At 65.1% G+C, this 17,840-nt stretch carries 19 protein-coding genes; 9 read left to right on the top strand and 10 right to left on the bottom strand.

Annotation, left to right across the window (positions count from 1 at the left end):
• Positions 1-73: 73 nt before the first annotated feature.
• Complete coding sequence (locus tag XI08_RS09225) at positions 74-370, top strand: DUF4282 domain-containing protein (RefSeq protein WP_027545964.1); 297 nt, start codon at positions 74-76, stop codon at positions 368-370.
• A 118-nt stretch (positions 371-488) separates the two neighbouring features.
• On the opposite strand, the gene ychF is transcribed toward XI08_RS09225, so the two are convergent.
• From ychF to XI08_RS09205, 4 genes are all read right to left on the bottom strand, one after another.
• Positions 489-1,586 (bottom strand): redox-regulated ATPase YchF, encoded by a 1,098-nt coding sequence (gene ychF / locus XI08_RS09220; RefSeq protein WP_271574175.1) that lies wholly within the window; start codon positions 1,584-1,586, stop codon positions 489-491.
• 5 nt (positions 1,587-1,591) lie between these two features.
• On the bottom strand, positions 1,592-2,197 hold the full coding sequence (pth, locus tag XI08_RS09215) for an aminoacyl-tRNA hydrolase (RefSeq protein ID WP_271574174.1): 606 nt from the start codon (positions 2,195-2,197) through the stop codon (positions 1,592-1,594).
• 58 nt (positions 2,198-2,255) lie between these two features.
• Positions 2,256-2,981 carry a 50S ribosomal protein L25/general stress protein Ctc gene (locus XI08_RS09210; RefSeq protein WP_271574173.1) on the bottom strand — a complete coding sequence of 242 codons (726 nt, stop codon included), beginning with the start codon at positions 2,979-2,981 and terminating at the stop codon, positions 2,256-2,258.
• Positions 2,982-3,249: 268 nt separating this feature from the next.
• Positions 3,250-3,501: an accessory factor UbiK family protein gene (locus XI08_RS09205; RefSeq protein ID WP_271574172.1), complete on the bottom strand. Its 252-nt coding sequence runs from the start codon at positions 3,499-3,501 to the stop codon at positions 3,250-3,252.
• Between the two features lie 166 nt (positions 3,502-3,667).
• Between XI08_RS09205 and XI08_RS09200 the strand changes: the two genes are divergently transcribed.
• From XI08_RS09200 to XI08_RS09165, 8 genes are all read left to right on the top strand, one after another.
• Complete coding sequence (locus tag XI08_RS09200; protein ID WP_271574171.1) at positions 3,668-4,399, top strand: dienelactone hydrolase family protein; 732 nt, start codon at positions 3,668-3,670, stop codon at positions 4,397-4,399.
• Between the two features lie 14 nt (positions 4,400-4,413).
• Entirely contained in the window at positions 4,414-5,259 is an 846-nt protein-coding gene (gene lgt / locus XI08_RS09195; RefSeq protein ID WP_271574170.1) for a prolipoprotein diacylglyceryl transferase, read from the top strand.
• Positions 5,260-5,280: 21 nt separating this feature from the next.
• Complete coding sequence (locus XI08_RS09190; RefSeq protein WP_271574169.1) at positions 5,281-6,396, top strand: class I SAM-dependent methyltransferase; 1,116 nt, start codon at positions 5,281-5,283, stop codon at positions 6,394-6,396.
• Entirely contained in the window at positions 6,396-7,163 is a 768-nt protein-coding gene (gene pgeF / locus XI08_RS09185) for a peptidoglycan editing factor PgeF (RefSeq protein ID WP_271574168.1), read from the top strand. Before XI08_RS09190 ends, pgeF begins: the two co-directional genes overlap by 1 nt.
• Positions 7,164-7,343: 180 nt before the next feature.
• A complete protein-coding gene (locus tag XI08_RS09180; RefSeq protein ID WP_271574167.1) occupies positions 7,344-7,958 on the top strand; it encodes a hypothetical protein in 615 nt (204 codons plus the stop codon).
• Positions 7,959-8,152: 194 nt separating this feature from the next.
• Complete coding sequence (locus XI08_RS09175; RefSeq protein WP_271574166.1) at positions 8,153-9,106, top strand: ribose-phosphate pyrophosphokinase; 954 nt, start codon at positions 8,153-8,155, stop codon at positions 9,104-9,106.
• A 258-nt stretch (positions 9,107-9,364) separates the two neighbouring features.
• Entirely contained in the window at positions 9,365-10,393 is a 1,029-nt protein-coding gene (locus XI08_RS09170; protein ID WP_271574165.1) for a putative zinc-binding metallopeptidase, read from the top strand.
• Positions 10,390-11,424 (top strand): D-alanine--D-alanine ligase family protein, encoded by a 1,035-nt coding sequence (locus XI08_RS09165; protein WP_027545977.1) that lies wholly within the window; start codon positions 10,390-10,392, stop codon positions 11,422-11,424. The genes XI08_RS09170 and XI08_RS09165 overlap by 4 nt, the downstream gene beginning before the upstream one ends.
• Positions 11,425-11,444: 20 nt before the next feature.
• Here XI08_RS09165 and XI08_RS09160 read toward each other — a convergent pair whose 3' ends face one another.
• The 6 genes from XI08_RS09160 to XI08_RS09135 all read right to left on the bottom strand — a co-directional run bounded on the left by XI08_RS09160 (position 11,445) and on the right by XI08_RS09135 (position 17,839).
• The gene (locus XI08_RS09160) at positions 11,445-11,903 is read right to left on the bottom strand and encodes an SRPBCC family protein (RefSeq protein ID WP_271574164.1); all 459 of its coding nucleotides are present in this window, start codon (positions 11,901-11,903) and stop codon (positions 11,445-11,447) included.
• 9 nt (positions 11,904-11,912) lie between these two features.
• A complete protein-coding gene (locus tag XI08_RS09155) occupies positions 11,913-12,752 on the bottom strand; it encodes an XdhC family protein (protein ID WP_271574163.1) in 840 nt (279 codons plus the stop codon).
• An 11-nt stretch (positions 12,753-12,763) separates the two neighbouring features.
• Positions 12,764-13,972, bottom strand: a complete 1,209-nt coding sequence (locus XI08_RS09150) for a vWA domain-containing protein (RefSeq protein ID WP_271574162.1) — start codon at positions 13,970-13,972, stop codon at positions 12,764-12,766.
• Positions 13,969-14,835, bottom strand: a complete 867-nt coding sequence (locus tag XI08_RS09145; RefSeq protein ID WP_271574161.1) for an AAA family ATPase — start codon at positions 14,833-14,835, stop codon at positions 13,969-13,971. The genes XI08_RS09150 and XI08_RS09145 overlap by 4 nt, the downstream gene beginning before the upstream one ends.
• Positions 14,836-14,921: 86 nt before the next feature.
• Positions 14,922-17,342, bottom strand: coding sequence for an aerobic carbon-monoxide dehydrogenase large subunit (locus tag XI08_RS09140; RefSeq protein ID WP_271574160.1), 2,421 nt, complete (start codon positions 17,340-17,342; stop codon positions 14,922-14,924).
• The gene (locus XI08_RS09135; protein ID WP_027545983.1) at positions 17,339-17,839 is read right to left on the bottom strand and encodes a (2Fe-2S)-binding protein; all 501 of its coding nucleotides are present in this window, start codon (positions 17,837-17,839) and stop codon (positions 17,339-17,341) included. Before XI08_RS09135 ends, XI08_RS09140 begins: the two co-directional genes overlap by 4 nt.
• Position 17,840 lies beyond the last annotated feature (1 nt).

Genomic DNA, 17,840 nt, shown 5'->3' with positions numbered 1-17,840 from the left:
TCCTGGCCTTGAGTCGGATCAACCGAGGGCCGAAGCCCGATTTGACAAGGCCCGATTTGTCCTGGGGAGAGCGATGTTTTCATTCAGCGACCTGTTTCAGTGGGACCGCTTCATCACGCCGACGATCATCAAGACCTTCTACTGGCTGGTGATCGCGCTGATCTGCCTTTTCGGCCTCTCCGGCATCTTCTCAGGGCTCGCCGCGATGGCGATCAGCCCGTTCGGCGGCTTCCTGGTGCTGCTGTCGTCGATCGCGAGCGTCGTCGTCGGCATCGTGTTCTCGCGCATCGTCGCGGAACTGATCCTGATCGTCTTCCGCATCAACGAGCATCTCGGCGCGATCCGGGACCAGGGCGGCGGGATGAAGTGAGGCTCGTCATTCCGGGGCGCGCGTAGCGCAAGCCCGGAATCCATCAAGCCTCAGGGTACGCGGACAAATGGATTCCGGGCTCGCGCCAAGAGGCGCGCCCCGGAATGACAACGAGACCTTACGTATTGAACCGGAAATGCATCACGTCGCCGTCGGCGACGACGTATTCCTTGCCTTCGAGCCGCAGCTTGCCGGCATCGCGGGCGCCGGCCTCGCCGCCGAGCGCGACGTAGTCGTCATACGCGATCGTCTCGGCGCGGATGAAGCCCTTCTCGAAGTCGGTGTGGATCACCCCGGCCGCGCCCGGCGCCTTGGTGCCGCGATAGATGGTCCAGGCACGCGCTTCCTTCGGGCCCACCGTGAAATAGGTGATGAGGTCGAGCAGCGTGTAGCCGGCGCGGATCAGGCGGTCGAGGCCGGCCTCTTCGAGACCCAGCGTCTCCAGGAAGTCTGCGCGCTCTTCACGCGAAATGGTGGCGATCTCGGATTCGATCTTGGCGGAGATGACGACAGCGACGGCGCCTTCCTTGGCAGCCTGCTCCTGCACCGCCTTCGAGAACGAATTGCCTGTCGCGGCCGAGCCTTCCTCGACATTGCAGACATAGAGCACGGGCTTGGACGAGAGCAGGCCGAGCATCCCGAAGGCACGCTCCTCCTCCGCCTTGCGCTCGACGAGGCGTGCGGGCTTGCCCTCGCGCAGCAGCACCAGCGTGCGGTTGACGAGGTCGAGCTGTTCCTTGGCGTCCTTGTCGTTGCCCTTGGCCTTCTTGCTGAGGTTGTCGACGCGCTTCTCGAGGCTGTCGAGGTCGGCGAGCATCAGCTCGGTCTCGATGGTCTCGATGTCGGCGAGCGGGGCGATCTTGCCCTCGACATGGGTGATGTCGGAATCTTCAAAGCAGCGCACGACATGCGCGATGGCGTCGACCTCGCGGATGTTGGCGAGGAACTGGTTGCCGAGGCCCTCGCCCTTGGAGGCGCCGCGCACCAGGCCCGCGATGTCGACGAAGGTCAGCCGGGTCGGAATGATCTGACCGGACTTGGCGATCGCCGCGAGCTTGTCGAGCCGCGGATCGGGCACGGCGACCTCGCCGACATTCGGCTCGATGGTGCAGAACGGATAGTTCGCGGCTTGCGCCGCGGCCGTCTCGGTCAGCGCGTTGAACAAGGTCGATTTGCCGACATTGGGCAACCCGACGATCCCGCATTTAAATCCCACGAGCGCTATTCCTTGCCGTTGTCGTCCTTGGTCAAAAATCCCTTCGCCTGCATAGCAAGATGCACCCTGTTGGCGAAGGTCGCGTCCGTGCCCTTGGCGATCAGCGCGGCGTGCTCGGCGACCGCGCCGCAGAGCGTCGCCACCCAGTCGTTGTCGGCCTTGGCGAAGTCCGACAGCACGTGGCCGTGCACCAGTTCCTTGACGCCGGGATGACCGATGCCGAGCCTGACACGGCGGTAGTCGTTGCCGATATGCGCCGAGATCGAACGCAGACCGTTGTGGCCGGCGATGCCGCCGCCGATCTTCACGCGCACCTTGCCCGGCGGCAGTTCGAGCTCGTCATGGAACACGGTGACGTCGCCAGGGGCGATCTTGAAGAAGCCTGCCGCCTCCTGAACGCTGCGGCCGGATTCATTCATGTAGGTCGTCGGCTTGAGCAGGATCACGCGCTCAGTGCCGAGCGCGCCTTCCGAGGTCTCGCCCTGAAACCTGCGGCGCCATGGCGAGAAACCATGACGCCGCGCGATCTCGTCGACGGCCATGAAGCCGATATTGTGCCGGTTACGTGCGTATTTCGCGCCGGGATTGCCGAGCCCAACAAAGAGTCGCATGACGCGGCGCGCCCCTCGCTCGGCGCGCGATCAGGGACCGCGCGCCAGCCTTGAGAGATTACTTCTTCTTGTCGCCGCCGGCGGGAGCCTTGGCAGCTGCTGCCGGAGCAGCCGCGCCGGCCGCCGGAGCAGCCGCACCAGCCGCCGGAGCCGCCGCAGCGCCCGGAGCCGCACCACCAGCCGCGGCCGCAGCAGCAGCCTTCTGCTCTTCGGCGTAGCCGGACGGCGGCACGATGGTGACGAGGGTCGCGTCCTCGCGGGTCAGCGCCTTCACGCCTGCCGGCAGCTTGATGTCAGCCAGATGCAGGGAGTGACCGATTTCGAGCGAGCCGACGTCGGCCTCGATGAACTGCGGGATGCTCTCGACGCCGCATTCGAGCTCGATCGCATGCGCGACGATGTTGACGGCGCCGCCGCGCTTCACGCCGGGCGAACCTTCCGCCTTCACCACGTGCAGCGGAACGCTGATGCGGATGGTGGCACCTTCGCCGAGCCGCATGAAGTCGACATGGATCGGGAAATCCTTGACCGGATCGAGGTGATAGTCGCGCGGAATCACGCGGTGCTTCTTGCCGTCGAGGTCGATGTCGACCAGCGTGGTCAGGAACCGGCCGGCGAGGATGCGCTGGCGCAGTTCACGATCGTCAACCGAGATCGGGAGCGGGGGTTGCTTGTCACCATAGATCACTCCGGGCACTTTCCCGGCGCGACGCTCAGCCCGGGCGGCCCCCTTGCCGCTCTTCGGACGTGCGGTCGCCTTCAATTCCTTGACGGTCGTCGCCATGTCGTTAAGTCCTTGTTTTTGCAAAAGTTAATGGGCCGCAGCGCGGCCCATGGCATCGTCCACAGCAAGCCTCCAGGGGTGCGGGGGCCGCGGACGTGGCGGGCTTTTACCCGGAAGACGCGGAAATGACAAGGAGAATGGGCCCCTGTCATGCCCGGGCTTGACCCGGGCATCCATCACCTAAACGGACCTTTCGAAGAGGATGGATGGCCGGGTCAAGCCCGGCCATGACGAGCGGAGGCAGCCCCCACCGATCTTCACGCCGGCCCTATCCCCCGAACTTCGCCTCCAGCGCCGTGATGCGCGCCTTCAGGGCCTCGTTCTCCTCACGCGCCAAGCGGGCCATGTCCTTGACCGCCTCGAACTCCTCGCGCTTGACCAGGTCCATGTCGCGCAGGAATTTTTCGGCCTGGGTCCGCATCACCGTGTCGAACTCGCGCTTGACGCCCTGGGCCGCACCGGCGGCGTCGTTCATCAGGCGGCCGATCTCGTCGAAAAACCGGTTGTTGGTCTGGGTCATTTCGGTCTCCTGGCAGCTCCGATAAACTTTGCGCGAACGCTCGAAAAGACAATGGCAATCCGGGCGGAACGGATCAAGGGCCGATCGGCGGTATCCTTGTCATGCCCCGGTTTCCTTGCAATCGTATTCAACGTCCCGGCATAAGAAGAATCACAGGGCGCACGAGATGATCGACCAGCAGATCGCGATTCCCACCAGGGACGGCCATACCGCAACCTTCATCACCCATCCCGAACGCGGCGGGCCGTTTCCGGTCATCCTGTTCTACATGGACGCGCCGGCGATCCGCGAAGAGCTGCGCGACATGGCGCGCCGGCTCGCGACATCAGGCTATTACGTGATGCTGCCGAACCTCTATTACCGCTCCGGCGTGATGGAGCTCGGCGCGCTGCCGACGGACCCGAACGCGCCGGAGCGCAAGCGCATGTTCGCACTGATGAGCTCGCTGACGATCCCGATGATCATGGACGACACAAGCGCGCTGCTCACCTATGCGGAGGGCCAGGCCGCCGCGAACACGAAGATGGTCGGCACCGTCGGCTACTGCATGAGCGGCCGCTACGCCATCAACGCCGCCACCCATTTCCCCGATCGCGTCAAGGCTGCAGCCTCGGTCTATGGCACGCAGCTTGCGACGGACCGGGACGACAGCCCGCATCTCGCTGCGGCCAAGACCAGGGCCGAACTCTATTTCGCCTGCGCCGAGACCGACATCTATGCGCCGACCGAGATCATCGAGAAGGTCAAGCAGGGCATGAGCGGCGCCCAAGCCGAGGTCGAGATCTATCCGGGCACCCATCACGGTTTTGCCTTCCCCAAGCGGCCGGTCTATGACCGCGACGCCGCCGAGCGGCATTGGGAGCGGCTGCTGGCGCTCTATCGCCGCAATCTCGTCTAGACATAGAAGGCGTGATGCCCTTTCTGCTCATCGACTTTCCCGCCTTCAAGCCGATCGCACTCGAGATCGGTCCGTTCGCGATCCGCTGGTATGCGCTGGCCTATATCTGCGGCATCGTGTTCGGCTGGCTCTATGCGCGCTCGCTCCTGAAGAAAGAGCGCCTGTGGGGCGGGCCGGCGCCGATGTCGCTGGTGCAGATCGACGACTTCATCCTGTGGGTCACGCTCGGCATCATCCTGGGCGGCCGCACCGGCTACGTGCTGTTCTACAATCTGCCCTTCTTCATCGATCACCCCGCCGCGATCTTCCGGCTGTGGGAGGGCGGCATGTCGTTCCATGGCGGCTTCCTCGGCTGCGTCGTCGCGGTGATGTGGTTCGCCTATCGCAATGGCATCCCGATCCTGTCGCTCGGCGACATCACCACCGCGGTCGCGCCGGTCGGGCTGCTGCTCGGGCGCATCGCCAATTTCATCAATGGCGAATTGTGGGGTCGCGCCACCGATGCGAGCCTGCCCTGGGCGATGATCTTCCCCAACGACCCGACGCAGCTGCCGCGCCATCCGAGCCAGCTCTATGAGGCCGGCATGGAGGGCCTTTTGCTGTTCACGGTGCTCGCGGTGATGATCCGCCTCGGCGCCTTGAAGCGGCCCGGCATGGTGCTGGGCGCCTTCATCCTGATCTACGGGCTGACCCGGATTGCCGGCGAGCAGTTTCGCGAGCCGGACGCTCAGCTCGGCTACCTCTGGGGCGGGTTAACCATGGGCATGCTGTTGTCGATCCCGATGCTTATTGTTGGCGGCATACTTATTGTATTGGCTATCAGGCGCGGTGCGCCGAGGCCCATCGGGGCTATCAGTTAATTCATTTCGAGAAAGCCGTCCGTGACCGACTCGCCGCTGTTGAACGAGATCAAGGCGCTGATCAAATCCTCAGGCCCCATGCCGGTCTGGCGGTACATGGAACTGTGCCTGATGCACCCGCGCTACGGCTATTACGTCTCGCGCGATCCGCTCGGGCGTGAGGGCGACTTCACCACCGCGCCCGAGGTCAGCCAGATGTTCGGCGAGCTGCTGGGACTGTGGACCGCCTCGGTATGGAAGCAGATGGGCTCGCCGCAATTCTTGCGGCTGATCGAGCTCGGCCCCGGCCGCGGCACCATGATGGCGGATGCGCTGCGCGCGCTCCGCGTGCTGCCGCCGCTCTACCAGGCGCTTCATGTCCACCTGGTCGAGGTCAATCCCGTCCTGCGCGAACGGCAGAGTGCGATGCTGTCAGGCGTGCGCCACATCGCCTGGCACGACAGCATCGACGACGTGCCCGAAGGCCCGAGCATCATCCTCGCCAACGAATATTTCGACGTGCTGCCGATCCACCAGATGGTCCGCCACGAGAATGGTTGGCACGAGCGCGTGATCGAGATCGATCCCAACGGCAAGCTTCAGTTCGGCGCGGCCCCCGAGCCGACGCCGCGCTTCGACGTGCTGCTGCCGCCCCTGGTGCGCGCCGCGCCCGTCGGCGCCGTGTTCGAATGGCGTCCCGACGGTGAGATGATGAAGCTCGCCACGCGCGTGCGCGACCAGGACGGTGCGGCGCTGATCATCGATTACGGCCATTTGCGCAGCGATGCCGGCGACACCTTCCAGGCGATCGCGCGCCACACCTTCACCGATCCCTTGAAGGCGCCGGGCCAGGCCGACGTCACCGCCCATGTCGATTTCCAGGCGCTGGCGCGCGCGGCCGAGGATGTCGGCGCCCGCGTGCACGGGCCGGTGACGCAGGGCGATTTCCTCAAGCGTGTCGGCATCGACACCCGCGCGGCCGCCTTGATGCAGAAGGCGGCGCCTGAGGTCGCCACCGACATTTCCGTGGCGCTGAAGCGCCTGACCGACACCGGGCGCAGCGGCATGGGCTCTATGTTCAAGGTGCTCGGCATCTCCGAGCCGCGGCTGTCAGGCCTTGCCGGCCTCAGCGATCTCGAACAGGCCGGAGGGAACTGATGACTCTCGCTTCGTCGCTGCTGTCGGCGGTGCCCGGCCTGCGCCATTCCTTTTTCACCCGCGAAGGCGGTGTCTCCGGCGGCATCTATGCCGCGCTGAATGGCGGGCTCGGCTCCAACGACGATCAGGCCCTCGTCGCGGAGAACCGCCGCCGCATGGCCGAGCATGTCGGCGTGGCGCCGGAACGCTTCATCAGCCTGCACCAGATCCATTCGCCCGACGTCCTGGTTGCCGAGACGCCGTGGCCGAGCGGGCCGCGGCCGAAGGGCGACGCGCTGGTGACCAAGACGCCCGGCATCGCGCTCGGCGTCTCCACCGCCGATTGCGGGCCGGTGCTGTTCGTCGATCCCAATGCGCGCGTCATCGGCTGCGCCCATGCCGGCTGGAAGGGCGCGCTGACCGGCGTGCTGGAGGCGACGATTCTAGCGATGGAAAAGCTCGGCGCCACGCGCGGCGGCATCATCACGGCGATCGGCCCGCTGATCCGGCAGGAGAGCTACGAGGTCGGCAACGAGTTCGTGGCGCGCTTCATCGAGGCGGACGCGGAGAACGCGATGTTCTTCATTCCGTCGGCGCGCGAGGGCCACGCGATGTTCGACCTCGCCGGCTTCATCCGGACACGGCTGGAGGCCGCCGGCATCCTGATGATCGACGATCTCGGCCTCGACACCTACGCCGACGAGCGCTTCTTCAGCTATCGCCGCTCGGTGCATCGCAAGGAGCCGGACTACGGCCGGCACGTTCACGCGATCGCGCTCGAGGGGTGAACACAACGGCAACCTCGTGTCATTCCAGGGCGATACGAAGCATCGAACCCGGAATCTCGAGATTCCGGGTTCGGCTCTTCGATCCGCCCCGGAATGACGGCGCGTAGACGCGATGACAGTGGTCTGTGTCGCCTCCGCCCTAGACGTTAATGCGTTTTAACGATATCGCTGCCCTCCATAATGAGGGACGCGTCATTCATCCTGGGCCGCGCGGGTTCGCGCGTGCTGGCGGTCATGCTGCTGGCGGCTGCGACCGCGCTCGGCGGCTGCGCCGGCGGGGGTGGTGCCGCCAACTCCTATGCGATGGCGCCGAGCGCCGGCTCTGGAGCGACGGTGGCCTTCGAATCGATCGACGGGCCGCCGCCGCAGGTGTTCGACCGCATGGTCGGCGTGCTCGACAGCGAATCCAAGCTGCGCAGCCTGTCCGTGGTCTCGCGCGAGGGAACGGCCGCCTACCGCGTGCGCAGCTACCTCTCCGCTCAGATCGTGCGCGGCAGGACCGTGATCGCCTGGGTCTGGGACGTCTACGACGCCAACCAGCAGCGGGCACTGCGCCTCTCCGGCGAGGAACCCACCGCCAGCAAGGGGGGCCGCGATCCCTGGGGAGCCGCCGACGACCTTGTGCTGCGGAAGATCGCCCAGGCCGGATTCAGCGGACTTTCCAACATGATCAACGGCACGCCGGAGGCGCCGGGCGCTGCTCCGGGCCTGCGCGGACCGGCGGTGGCAAGCGTGACCCCGGACGCACCGGCACCCGACATGCCGGCCTCGGCGCTCGGCTACGCCGAGCGATAACCCCCGCCAAACCACGGCCTCAAGTTGCGGCCAAGCCGTTGGCCCGACTCAGGATTTTCAAAGGGAAAACGTAGCATCCCGGGTTGCCATCGCGGCCCTCGGCCTGATATTTCCTCGCCCGTCGTAACCGTGCTTCAAGTGGGTATTCCCAGATGTTGAACGTCCTATCCAGCAAAGCGCGGGAGGAAGCGTCCATGTCGGCCAAGAACGGCTCCATCAAGCTTGTCGCCGGCAACTCCAATCCGGCTCTCGCCCAGGCCATTGCCCAAGGCCTGGACATGCCGCTGACCAAAGCGGTTGTGCGGCGCTTCGCCGACATGGAGATTTTCGTCGAGGTCCAGGAAAACATCCGCGGCTCGGATGCCTTCATCATCCAGTCGACCTCGTTCCCGGCGAACGACAATCTGATGGAACTGCTGATCATCACCGACGCGCTGCGCCGCTCCTCGGCGCGCCGCATCACGGCAGTGATCCCCTATTTCGGCTATGCCAGGCAGGACCGCCGCTCCGGCTCGCGCACGCCGATCTCGGCCAAGCTCGTCGCCAATCTGATCACCCATGCCGGCGTCGACCGCGTCATGACGCTCGACCTGCATGCCGGCCAGATTCAGGGCTTCTTCGACATCCCGACCGACAATTTGTTTGCTGCCCCCCTGATGGTGCGCGACATCCGCGAACGTTTCGACCTCTCCAAGGTGATGGTGGTATCGCCCGACGTCGGCGGCGTGGCCCGTGCCCGCGGACTCGCCAAGCGCATCAACACCCCGCTCGCCATCGTCGACAAGCGCCGCGAGCGGCCGGGTGAATCCGAAGTCATGAACGTGATCGGCGACGTCTCCGGCTACAGCTGCATTCTGGTTGACGACATCGTCGATTCCGGCGGCACGCTGGTGAACGCGGCCGACGCGCTGATCGCCAAGGGCGCCAAGGACGTCTACGCCTACATCACCCACGGCGTGCTCTCCGGCGGCGCGGCCGCCCGTATCACGAACTCCAGGCTGAAGGAGCTCGTGATCACCGACTCGATCCTGCCGACGGAAGCGGTGAGCAAGGCGCCGAACATCCGCACGCTGCCGATCGCCAGCCTGATCTCGGACGCGATCGCGCGCACCGCAGCGGAAGAGTCGGTGTCGAGCCTGTTCGATTAATTATTTCTTCGCCTCTCCCCGCTTGCGGGGAGAGGCCGGAATTCGCGCGAAGCGCGGAGTCCGGGTGAGGGGGACTCTCCGCGAGTCTCGCTCTCACCGCCCCTGTGGAGACTCCCCCTCACCCCACCCTCTCCCCGCAAGCGGGGCGAGGGAGTGCGCGACGCTTGCGTCCCTTACGACCTAGCCCCACGGGTTGTTGCCAACCGCGGCCCATGACATCATCCGGACGCCGAGTCATCTCTGCCCTCTGGATGCCTGATGCCACGCCGGAAATTTGCCTGGGAGAAGCTGTCGGATGACGAATTGCTCGAGCAACGCCTCAGCAGCCTGAGGGTTACGGTCGAAGGTACCTGGCTCGAGGATTGCGTCGGCACGCTCCACGAGGAGCTCGAAGAGCGGGGCATCCGGCTGCGGCCGCACACATGGATCTCGAGCGAATGGTTCAGTCCGGGAGATGTGCCCGGCATCGCCATCCCGTTCTATCTCGCCCATCCCCGCCTGATGAAGCTCGAGAAGAGGATGATGTTCGACGTCGAGGGCGGAACCTGGCGCGAGTGCATGGCCATCCTCCGGCACGAGGCAGGCCATGCCATCCAGCACGGCTATCAGTTGCAGCGCCGCCGGCGCTGGCAGCAGCTGTTCGGCCCATCGTCAAAGCACTATCCGCGCTACTACCGGCCCAATCCGGCGAGCCGGCGCTATGTCCAGCATCTTCGGCTCTGGTACGCGCAGAGCCATCCTGACGAAGACTTCGCCGAAACCTTTGCTGTGTGGCTGCGGCCGCGCTCGAACTGGCGGACACGATATGCCGGCTGGCCGGCACTGAAGAAGCTCGAATATGTCGACGAACTGATGGGCGAGATCGCAGGCAAGCGGCCGCTTATCACGACGCGAGAGCGTGTCGACCCGCTGAGCAAGCTTAGCCAGACGCTCGACGACCACTACAAGAAGAAGCAGGCGTTCTACGCCTTCGCGCCGCCGAAGACCTACGACCGCGACCTCTCGAGGCTGTTTTCCGCCGATCCACGGCATTACCGGTCAAAGCCGGCTTCGAGCCTGATCAGGCGGCACCGCGCCCAGATCAGGCAATTGGTCGCGCGGTGGACCGGCGAGAACCAGCTCACGCTCGATGCCGTGCTTGACGATATGATCTCCCGCTGCCGCGAGCTCGATCTGCGTGCCGTCGGCCCCGAACAGAAGCTCGTTCTCGATTTCACTGTCCTCGTGACCGCCAAGACGATGCACGCGCTGTTTGGCCCGTCTCGGCGCAAATGGATCGCGCTATGAGACGCTTGCGCATTTTGGTCCTGATGCATCCGGACTTCATGCCTCCGGACTCAAGCGACGGATACACCGCGCAGGAAATCAACGCGTGGAAAACGGAATACGACGTGGTGAGTACCTTGCGCGCGGCCGGCCACGAGGTTCGCGCCCTCGGCGCGCAGGACGAAATCAAGCCGGTGCGCGAGGCGATCGAAGAGTTCAAGCCGCACGTGGTTTTCACGTTGCTGGAGGAATTCCACAACAACGTCGCCTACGACCAGCACATCGCCAGCTATCTCGAGCTGTTGAAGGTCCCCTATACCGGGTGCAATCCGCGCGGCCTGATCCTGGCGCGCGGCAAGGATTTGTCCAAGACGCTGGTGCATCACCGCCGGATCGCGGCGCCGGCCTTCGCCGTCTTCCCGATGCGCCGCAAGGTGAAACGCCCGACGCGCCTTGCGCTGCCGCTGATCGTCAAGAGCCTGAACATGGACGGGTCCTTCGGCATCTCGCAGGCATCGATCGTCGATACCGACGAGAAGCTCGCGGAGCGGGTCGCCTTCATCCACGAGCGCGTCGAATCCGCCGCGATCGCCGAGCAGTTCATCGAGGGGCGCGAGCTCTATGTCGGCGTGCTCGGCAACAACCGGCTGCGTGTTCTGCCGGTCTGGGAACTGAAATTCGGCAGCATGGGCGGACGCAGCTCACGGCACATCGCCACGGAGAAAGCCAAGCACGACACCGACTATCAGGAAAAGGTCGGCATCGTCGACGGGCCGGCGAAGGACCTCGCGCCCGAAGTCACCGCGCGCATCCAGCGCGCCGCGAAGCGCATCTACCGGGCGCTCGGATTAGATGGATACGCGCGCATCGATTTTCGTCTCGCCGCCGACGGCACGCCGTATTTCATCGAAGCCAATCCCAACCCCGAGATCGCCAAGAGCCAGGAATTCGCCACGGCGGCTCAACATGCCGGGCTCAAATATCCGGATCTCCTGCAGCGCATCCTGACGCTCGGGATCAGCCGTGCCAAGGCGGGGGTGTCGCTGGGGTGAGGCCAAGACCTCACGACGTTTCAACCCGATTCGGCCTCCGCACCCACAACCTCGGCAAACGACTTGAAGAACTCGCCGGCCAGCTTCGTCGCGGTCGAATTGATCAGCCGCGCCCCTAACTGGGCGAGCTTGCCGCCGATCTGCGCGTCGACATCGTAGTGCAGCACCGTGATCTCGGTGCTCTCGGATTCCAGCCGCACGACCGCGCCGCCCTTGGCGAAACCGGCGACGCCGCCGGAGCCTTCGCCCGAGATGCGGTAGCTGTTGGGCGGATCGAGATCGGACAGGGTCACCTTGCCGCTGAACGTCGCCTTCACCGGGCCGACCTTGAAGACCACCGTCGCGGTCATCTCGTTCGGGGCGGTCACCTCGAGGGACTGGCAGCCGGGAATGCACTGCTTCAGCACAGCGGGGTCGTTCAGCGCCGCCCACACCTGTTCGCGTGAGGCGGGGATGCGCTGGCTGTCGTTCATCTGCATGATCGGTTCTCACTCTCTGCTTGCGACTTGGATGGCGGCGCGCTGGCCGCGCCGGCGCTCCCTGGTGATTTCGGCGAGGATTGACATCGCGATCTCTTCCGGCGTGATGGCACCGAGATCGAGTCCGGCCGGCGCCTTGACATCATCGATTGCTACGGCGCTGGTGCCCTCCGCAATCAGCTTCGCGCGCAGCGAGGCCATCTTGAGGCGGCTGCCGACGAAGGCGTGATAGTCGGCCCTGGTCGCGACCGCCGCGCGCAGAGCGGCTTCGTCGCCCCTGCCTTGCGTCGAGACCACGACGAAGCGTTTTGCCTCGTTGAGCTCGCCGAGCTGGTAGCCATCGATGACAATGTCGGCATCCGGCTGGGCCGTGAGGTCGGCGGCGGGTGCGGCCAGCGTGACGTGATAGCCGAGCGTGCGCGCCTGCGCGGCCAGCGACAGCGCCACCGGGCTGGCGCCAAGAATGACGAGCGAGGGATGCGGCAGCACGGGCTCGACGAAGATGTCCATGGTGCCCTTGCTCGGGCACATGTTGCTGGCGAAGCGGATGCCGTCGCGGCTCTCGCCGGCGCTGACTCCGAGCTCGGCCAGAAGGTTTTCCGGCTGCACCGAGACCATGCGCGGCTCGCCATCGGCGAGCGCTTCGCGCGCCGCCTTGAGCACCGCACCCTTGGCGCAGCCGCCGCCGATCCAGCCGGCGACGATGCTGCCGTCGGCCGCGATGATCGCCTTGGCGCCGGCCTTCGCCGCGGTCACCGAAACCGTACGCACCACCGTCGCGAGCACGAAGGCGCGCTCGGCGGCCTTCATCTGCGCCACGAGATCCAGCACTTCGACATGAGCGGTCATCGGCGCCTCCTCTAGAGCTTCGCCAGATAGGGTTCGAGCGCGCGCAGGCTTTGCAGCGAGTTCGCGGGCGCATAGAGATCGACATGCGGCAGCGCCGCCTTGATGCCTCGCGCTTCGGGCGCATAGCCTTCCCAGGCCATCATCGGATTGAGCCAGACGATACGGCGGCAGCGGCGGCGCAGCGCCGCCATTTCGCGGCCGAGCAGCGCGGCATCGCCGGTCTCATAGCCGTCGGAGACGATCATCACGCAGCTGCGCGAATGGAGAACGCGCGAAGCATGCCATCGGTTGAAGGTTTGCAGGCTTTCGCCGATCTTCGTGCCGCCGCCCGCGCCCTGCGCCATGATCGAGAGCCGGTCGAGTGCGCGGCCGGCGTCCCTCTCCTTCATCGCATCGGAGACGTAGGCGAGGCGGGTGTGGAACAGGAACGCCTCGGCCTCGCGGAATTGGTCGAGCACGCCGTGGATGAAGCGCAGGAACACTGATGTGTACATGCTCATCGAGCCCGAGGCGTCGAGCAGCACGACCAGACGCAGCGGCTTGTCCTTGCGCTGCCGTTTGACGAGGCTGATCGGCACGCCGCCATGGCTGATATTGCGATGAATGGTGCGGCGGAGATCAAGCCGGTAGCCGCGCCGGCGCGCCAGATCGCGCCGCGTCAGCCGCGTGCGCATCGCGCTCGCGAGTTGCGCCGCAGCTTCATGGGCCTGTGCGACCTGATCGGGATCGCCAAGCTTCCTGAAATCGACCTCCGCAAGATTGTCCGCGCGCGAAGCGCCTTCCATTCGACCCTCGCCGGAACGGCCTTCCGGAGCATCATCGGACGACGGGAGCTGGTCGGTGACGGACTGGTTGCCGCTCTGCTCCGCCGACTTGTCCCGCAGGCTCTTCAGCGACGGATTGCTGGCGCCGGGCGCCGAGCCAATCGTGCGGGAGCGCGAGCGCACGCGCTTGCCTAGCCAGAACGCATCGAACAGCCCGTCGAACTTGTCCCAGTCGGACTTGCGCGCCGAGAACAAGTGCTTGAATGCCGCGCGCAACAAACTCGGCCGCGCCGCGTAGCCCGACGCCATCAGCGTCGCCGCGTCCTGTCCCTCGGCAAGGCCGACGCGGAAGTCGGCATCACGCAGCGTGCGCAGGAAGGCGGCAAGCCGTGTCGACACGAGGCGAGAGACCTCGTTGAGATCGTCATATCCGGGGCTGGAGCCGCAGCAGCTCATGCGACCTTCCCCAGCAGGCGCTGCGTCACCTCCGACGTGACGCGGGCGCGGTCCTCATGGGTCTTGAGCAGGCAGACCAGTGTCTCATGCACCGTCTCGGGCGCATCGTGGAGATCGCGGATATCAAGCCCGACCAGGGCCGCCGCCCAGTCGAGTGTCTCCGCGACACCCGGGACTTTTCGCAGCTCCTCCTTGCGCACGCCCTCGACCATACGAGCAATCTGGAGCGCGAGCGACGGGCTGGCGCCAGTGACGCGCGCCAGAATGATGCGGGTCTCGCGATCGACGTCGGGATAATCGACATAATGGTAGAGGCAACGCCGGCGCAGCGCGTCGGAGAGCTCGCGCGTGCCGTTCGAGGTCAGCACCACATGCGGGATGGTGACCGCAGGGATGGTTCCGAGCTCAGGGATCGAGACCTGGAAGTCGGACAGCAGTTCCAGCAGGAACGCCTCGAACTCGTCGTCGGCGCGATCGATCTCGTCGATCAGCAGCACCGGCGCCTTCGGCCGGCGGATCGCGGCGAGCAGCGGTCGCTCCAGCAGGTACTTTTCCGAGAAGACCTGGTCCTCGATGCTGTCAGTGCCGCGATGGGCCTGGATCGCCAGCAACTGGCGCTGGTAGTTCCACTCGTAAAGTGCCGACGACTGGTCGAGGCCTTCGTAACATTGCAGACGGATCAGCTCGGTCGCGTGCACCTTGGCCAGCGTTTTCGCCACCTCGGTCTTGCCGACGCCCGCCTCGCCTTCGAGCAAGAGCGGACGCCGCAGCAATTGCATCAGCGAGATCGCAGTCGCGAGGTCCGCATCGGCGATGTAGCCCGATGCGGACAGGGATTGTGCGATTTCGTCACGACCTTTCATGTCTTTTCTCCGTCGTTCCGGGGCGATGCAAAGCATCGAACCCGGAACCTCGAGATCAGGCGCCCCCGGAATGACGAACCAACCAACTACGCAACCGCGCCCAGATCCTTGGCCGCCTTCCAGTTGCGCCAGAAGTCGTGCGGCATCTGGATATGCGTACTCCCCAAGAACGAGAACGCGTCGTTGACGGCGTTGGAGAAGGCCGGCACGCCGCCAACATTCGGACTCTCGCCGACACCCTTGGCTCCGATGGGGTGATGCGGCGACGGGGTGACGGTAAAGTCGGTCTCCCAATGCGGCGTCTCGACCGCGGTCGGCATGAAGAAATCCATGAACGAGCCGGTGACGACGTTGCCCACCTCGTCGTAACGGATCTCCTGACCCATCGCGATCGCGAAGGCTTCGGTCAGGCCGCCATGCACCTGGCCCTCGATGATCATCGGGTTGATGCGGGTGCCGCAATCGTCGAGCGCGTAGAATCGACGGATCTTGTACACGCCGGTATCGACGTCGATGTCCATCACGCAGAGATAGGCGCCGAACGGGTAGGTCATATTGGGCGGATCGTAGTAGCTCACCGCCTCCAGCCCCGGCTCCATGCCCGGCGGCACGGAGTTGTAGGCTGCCCAGCAGATGTCCTTCATCGACATGAATTTTTCCGGCAGGCCCTTCACGCGGAAGCCGTCGATGTCGAATTCGAGATCATCCTCGTGGACCTCGAGCTTGTAGGCCGCGATCATCTGCGCCTTGGCCTTGATCTTTCGCGCCGCCATCGCGATTGCGGCGCCCGCCACCGGCGTCGAGCGCGAGCCGTAGGTGCCGAGCCCGTAGGGCGCGGTGTCGGTGTTACCCTCCTCCACCTGGATGTTGTCGGCAGGGATTCCGATCTCGGTCGCGATGATCTGGGCCCAGGTGGTCTCGTGCCCCTGACCCTGGCTCTTGGTTCCCATGCGGGCGATGCCCGCACCGGTCGGGTGCATGCGGATCTCGCAGGAGTCGAACATGGCGATCCCAAGGATGTCGCAATTCTTCGACGGGCCGGCGCCGACGATCTCGGTGAAGAAGGAGATGCCGAGGCCCATGATCTCGCGGGTCTCGCCGCGCGCGAAGGCCGCGCGCTTCTCGACCTGCTCCTTGCGGAGCGCGGCGTAGCCGGTCGTCTCCATCATCTTGCGCATGGCGGTGTGGTAATCGCCGGAATCGTATTCCCAGCCCAAAGCCGAGTGATACGGGAACTGCTCCGGCTTGATGAAATTCTTCAGCCGCAGCTCCGCCGGGTCCATGTTGAGCTTCTGCGCCAGAATATCCATGGCGCGCTCGATGCAGTAGGCCGCCTCCGTGACGCGGAACGAGCAACGGTAGGCGACGCCGCCCGGCGCCTTGTTGGTGTAGACACCGTCCACCGCCAGATGCGCGGTCGGGAAGTCGTAGGAGCCGGTGACGATGTTGAAGAAGCCGGCCGGCCATTTCGACGGGTCGGCGCAGGCGTCGAACGCACCGTGATCGGCGAGCACGTGCACGCGCAGGCCGGTGACCTTGCCCTCTTTCGTCGCCGCGATTTCCGTCGTCATGTGATAATCGCGCGCGAACGAGGTCGCAGTCAGGTTCTCGATGCGGTCCTCGACCCATTTCACCGGCTTGCCGGTGACGATGGAGGCGACGGCCGCGCAGATATAGCCGGGATACGCGCCGACCTTGTTGCCGAAGCCGCCGCCGATGTCAGGCGCGATCACATGGATCTTCTGCTCCGGCAGCTTTGCGATCAGCGCCACCACGGTGCGGATCACATGCGGGGCCTGGAACGTGCCGTAGATCGTCAGTTCGCCCTTGATCTTGTCGAAGGAGCAGACGCACTGGCAGGTCTCGAGCGGCGACGGATGGGTGCGGTGATAGGAGATCATCTCCTTGATCTTCACTTCGGCCTTGTTGAAGGCGGCGTCGGTCAGTTCCTTGTCGCCCACGGTCCACTCGAAAATATGGTTGTGATGCTTGCGCGGCCCGTGCGCGCCCGTGGTCTTGCCGGCGAGATCTTCCCGCAGCACCGGCGCGTCCGCATCCATCGACTTGAAGGGATCTACCAGCGGCGGCAACGGCTCGTATTCGACCACCACCTTGTTGATGCCGTCGTCGGCGGCATAGCGGTCGGTCGCGACCACGAAGGCGACCTCCTGGTTCTGGAACAGCACCTTGCCGTCGGCGAGCACCATCTGCACGTCGCCGGCCAAGGTCGGCATCCAGGCGAGGTTCACGGTCTTCAGCGTCTCGGCGGTGATGACCGCGAGCACGCCGGGAACTTTCAGCGCCTCGCTGTCGTCGATCCTTTTGACGCGCGCATGCGGATGCGGCGAGCGAACGAAGTCGCCATGCAGCATGCCCGGCAGCTTCACGTCGTCGACGTAATTGCCTTTGCCCTGCGTAAAGCGGATGTCCTCGACGCGCTTGCGCTTGCAGCCCATGCCCTCGAGTGCGGCGGTGCGTTGTTCCCGCGTGGGAGTGAGGTCATTCATTCTGCGGCCTCCTGGAATTCCACGCCGTTGATCTTGGCGCTAGCGTACTGGATTGCCTTGACGATGTTCTGGTAGCCGGTGCAGCGGCAGATGTTGCCGGAGATGCCCATGCGGATCTCCTGCTCGCTCGGCGACGGGTTTTCTTTCAGCAGCCGATGCGCGCGGACAATCATGCCGGGCGTGCAGAAGCCGCATTGCAGGCCGTGCATCATGCGAAAGCCTTCCTGCAGGGCCGACAGCGTGCCGTCGGCATTGGCGATGCCTTCGATCGTGGTGATGTCGGAGCCGTCCGCCTGGACTGCGAACATCGTGCAGGACTTCACCGACATCCCGTCGATATCGACAGTGCAGGCGCCGCAATGGGTGGTCTCGCAGCCGATATGGGTGCCGGTCATCTGCAAGTTCTCGCGGATGAAATGCACCAGCAGCGTGCGTGGCTCGACGAGGCCTTCGACCTCGGCGCCGTTCACCTTCATGGTCACATGTGTCTTTGCCATC

Source organism: Bradyrhizobium sp. CCBAU 11361 (assembly GCF_028128935.1).
GTDB classification, from domain to species: Bacteria; Pseudomonadota; Alphaproteobacteria; order Rhizobiales; family Xanthobacteraceae; genus Bradyrhizobium; species Bradyrhizobium niftali.
Note: the sequence above shows the minus strand (reverse complement) of the source record. Positions and strands in the feature narration are given on the sequence as shown.

What these genes read in the sequence shown, in the direction of transcription:
- XI08_RS09225 (WP_027545964.1), top strand. Translation starts at nt 74, where the DNA reads ATGTTTTCATTCAGCGACCTGTTTCAGTGGGACCGCTTCATCACGCCG.
- pth (WP_271574174.1), bottom strand. Translation starts at nt 2,197, where the DNA reads ATGCGACTCTTTGTTGGGCTCGGCAATCCCGGCGCGAAATACGCACGT.
- XI08_RS09210 (WP_271574173.1), bottom strand. Translation starts at nt 2,981, where the DNA reads ATGGCGACGACCGTCAAGGAATTGAAGGCGACCGCACGTCCGAAGAGC.
- XI08_RS09205 (WP_271574172.1), bottom strand. Translation starts at nt 3,501, where the DNA reads ATGACCCAGACCAACAACCGGTTTTTCGACGAGATCGGCCGCCTGATG.
- XI08_RS09200 (WP_271574171.1), top strand. Translation starts at nt 3,668, where the DNA reads ATGATCGACCAGCAGATCGCGATTCCCACCAGGGACGGCCATACCGCA.
- lgt (WP_271574170.1), top strand. Translation starts at nt 4,414, where the DNA reads ATGCCCTTTCTGCTCATCGACTTTCCCGCCTTCAAGCCGATCGCACTC.
- pgeF (WP_271574168.1), top strand. Translation starts at nt 6,396, where the DNA reads ATGACTCTCGCTTCGTCGCTGCTGTCGGCGGTGCCCGGCCTGCGCCAT.
- XI08_RS09180 (WP_271574167.1), top strand. Translation starts at nt 7,344, where the DNA reads ATGAGGGACGCGTCATTCATCCTGGGCCGCGCGGGTTCGCGCGTGCTG.
- XI08_RS09175 (WP_271574166.1), top strand. Translation starts at nt 8,153, where the DNA reads ATGTCGGCCAAGAACGGCTCCATCAAGCTTGTCGCCGGCAACTCCAAT.
- XI08_RS09170 (WP_271574165.1), top strand. Translation starts at nt 9,365, where the DNA reads ATGCCACGCCGGAAATTTGCCTGGGAGAAGCTGTCGGATGACGAATTG.
- XI08_RS09165 (WP_027545977.1), top strand. Translation starts at nt 10,390, where the DNA reads ATGAGACGCTTGCGCATTTTGGTCCTGATGCATCCGGACTTCATGCCT.
- XI08_RS09160 (WP_271574164.1), bottom strand. Translation starts at nt 11,903, where the DNA reads ATGCAGATGAACGACAGCCAGCGCATCCCCGCCTCACGCGAACAGGTG.
- XI08_RS09155 (WP_271574163.1), bottom strand. Translation starts at nt 12,752, where the DNA reads ATGACCGCTCATGTCGAAGTGCTGGATCTCGTGGCGCAGATGAAGGCC.
- XI08_RS09150 (WP_271574162.1), bottom strand. Translation starts at nt 13,972, where the DNA reads ATGAGCTGCTGCGGCTCCAGCCCCGGATATGACGATCTCAACGAGGTC.
- XI08_RS09145 (WP_271574161.1), bottom strand. Translation starts at nt 14,835, where the DNA reads ATGAAAGGTCGTGACGAAATCGCACAATCCCTGTCCGCATCGGGCTAC.
- XI08_RS09140 (WP_271574160.1), bottom strand. Translation starts at nt 17,342, where the DNA reads ATGAATGACCTCACTCCCACGCGGGAACAACGCACCGCCGCACTCGAG.
- XI08_RS09135 (WP_027545983.1), bottom strand. Translation starts at nt 17,839, where the DNA reads ATGGCAAAGACACATGTGACCATGAAGGTGAACGGCGCCGAGGTCGAA.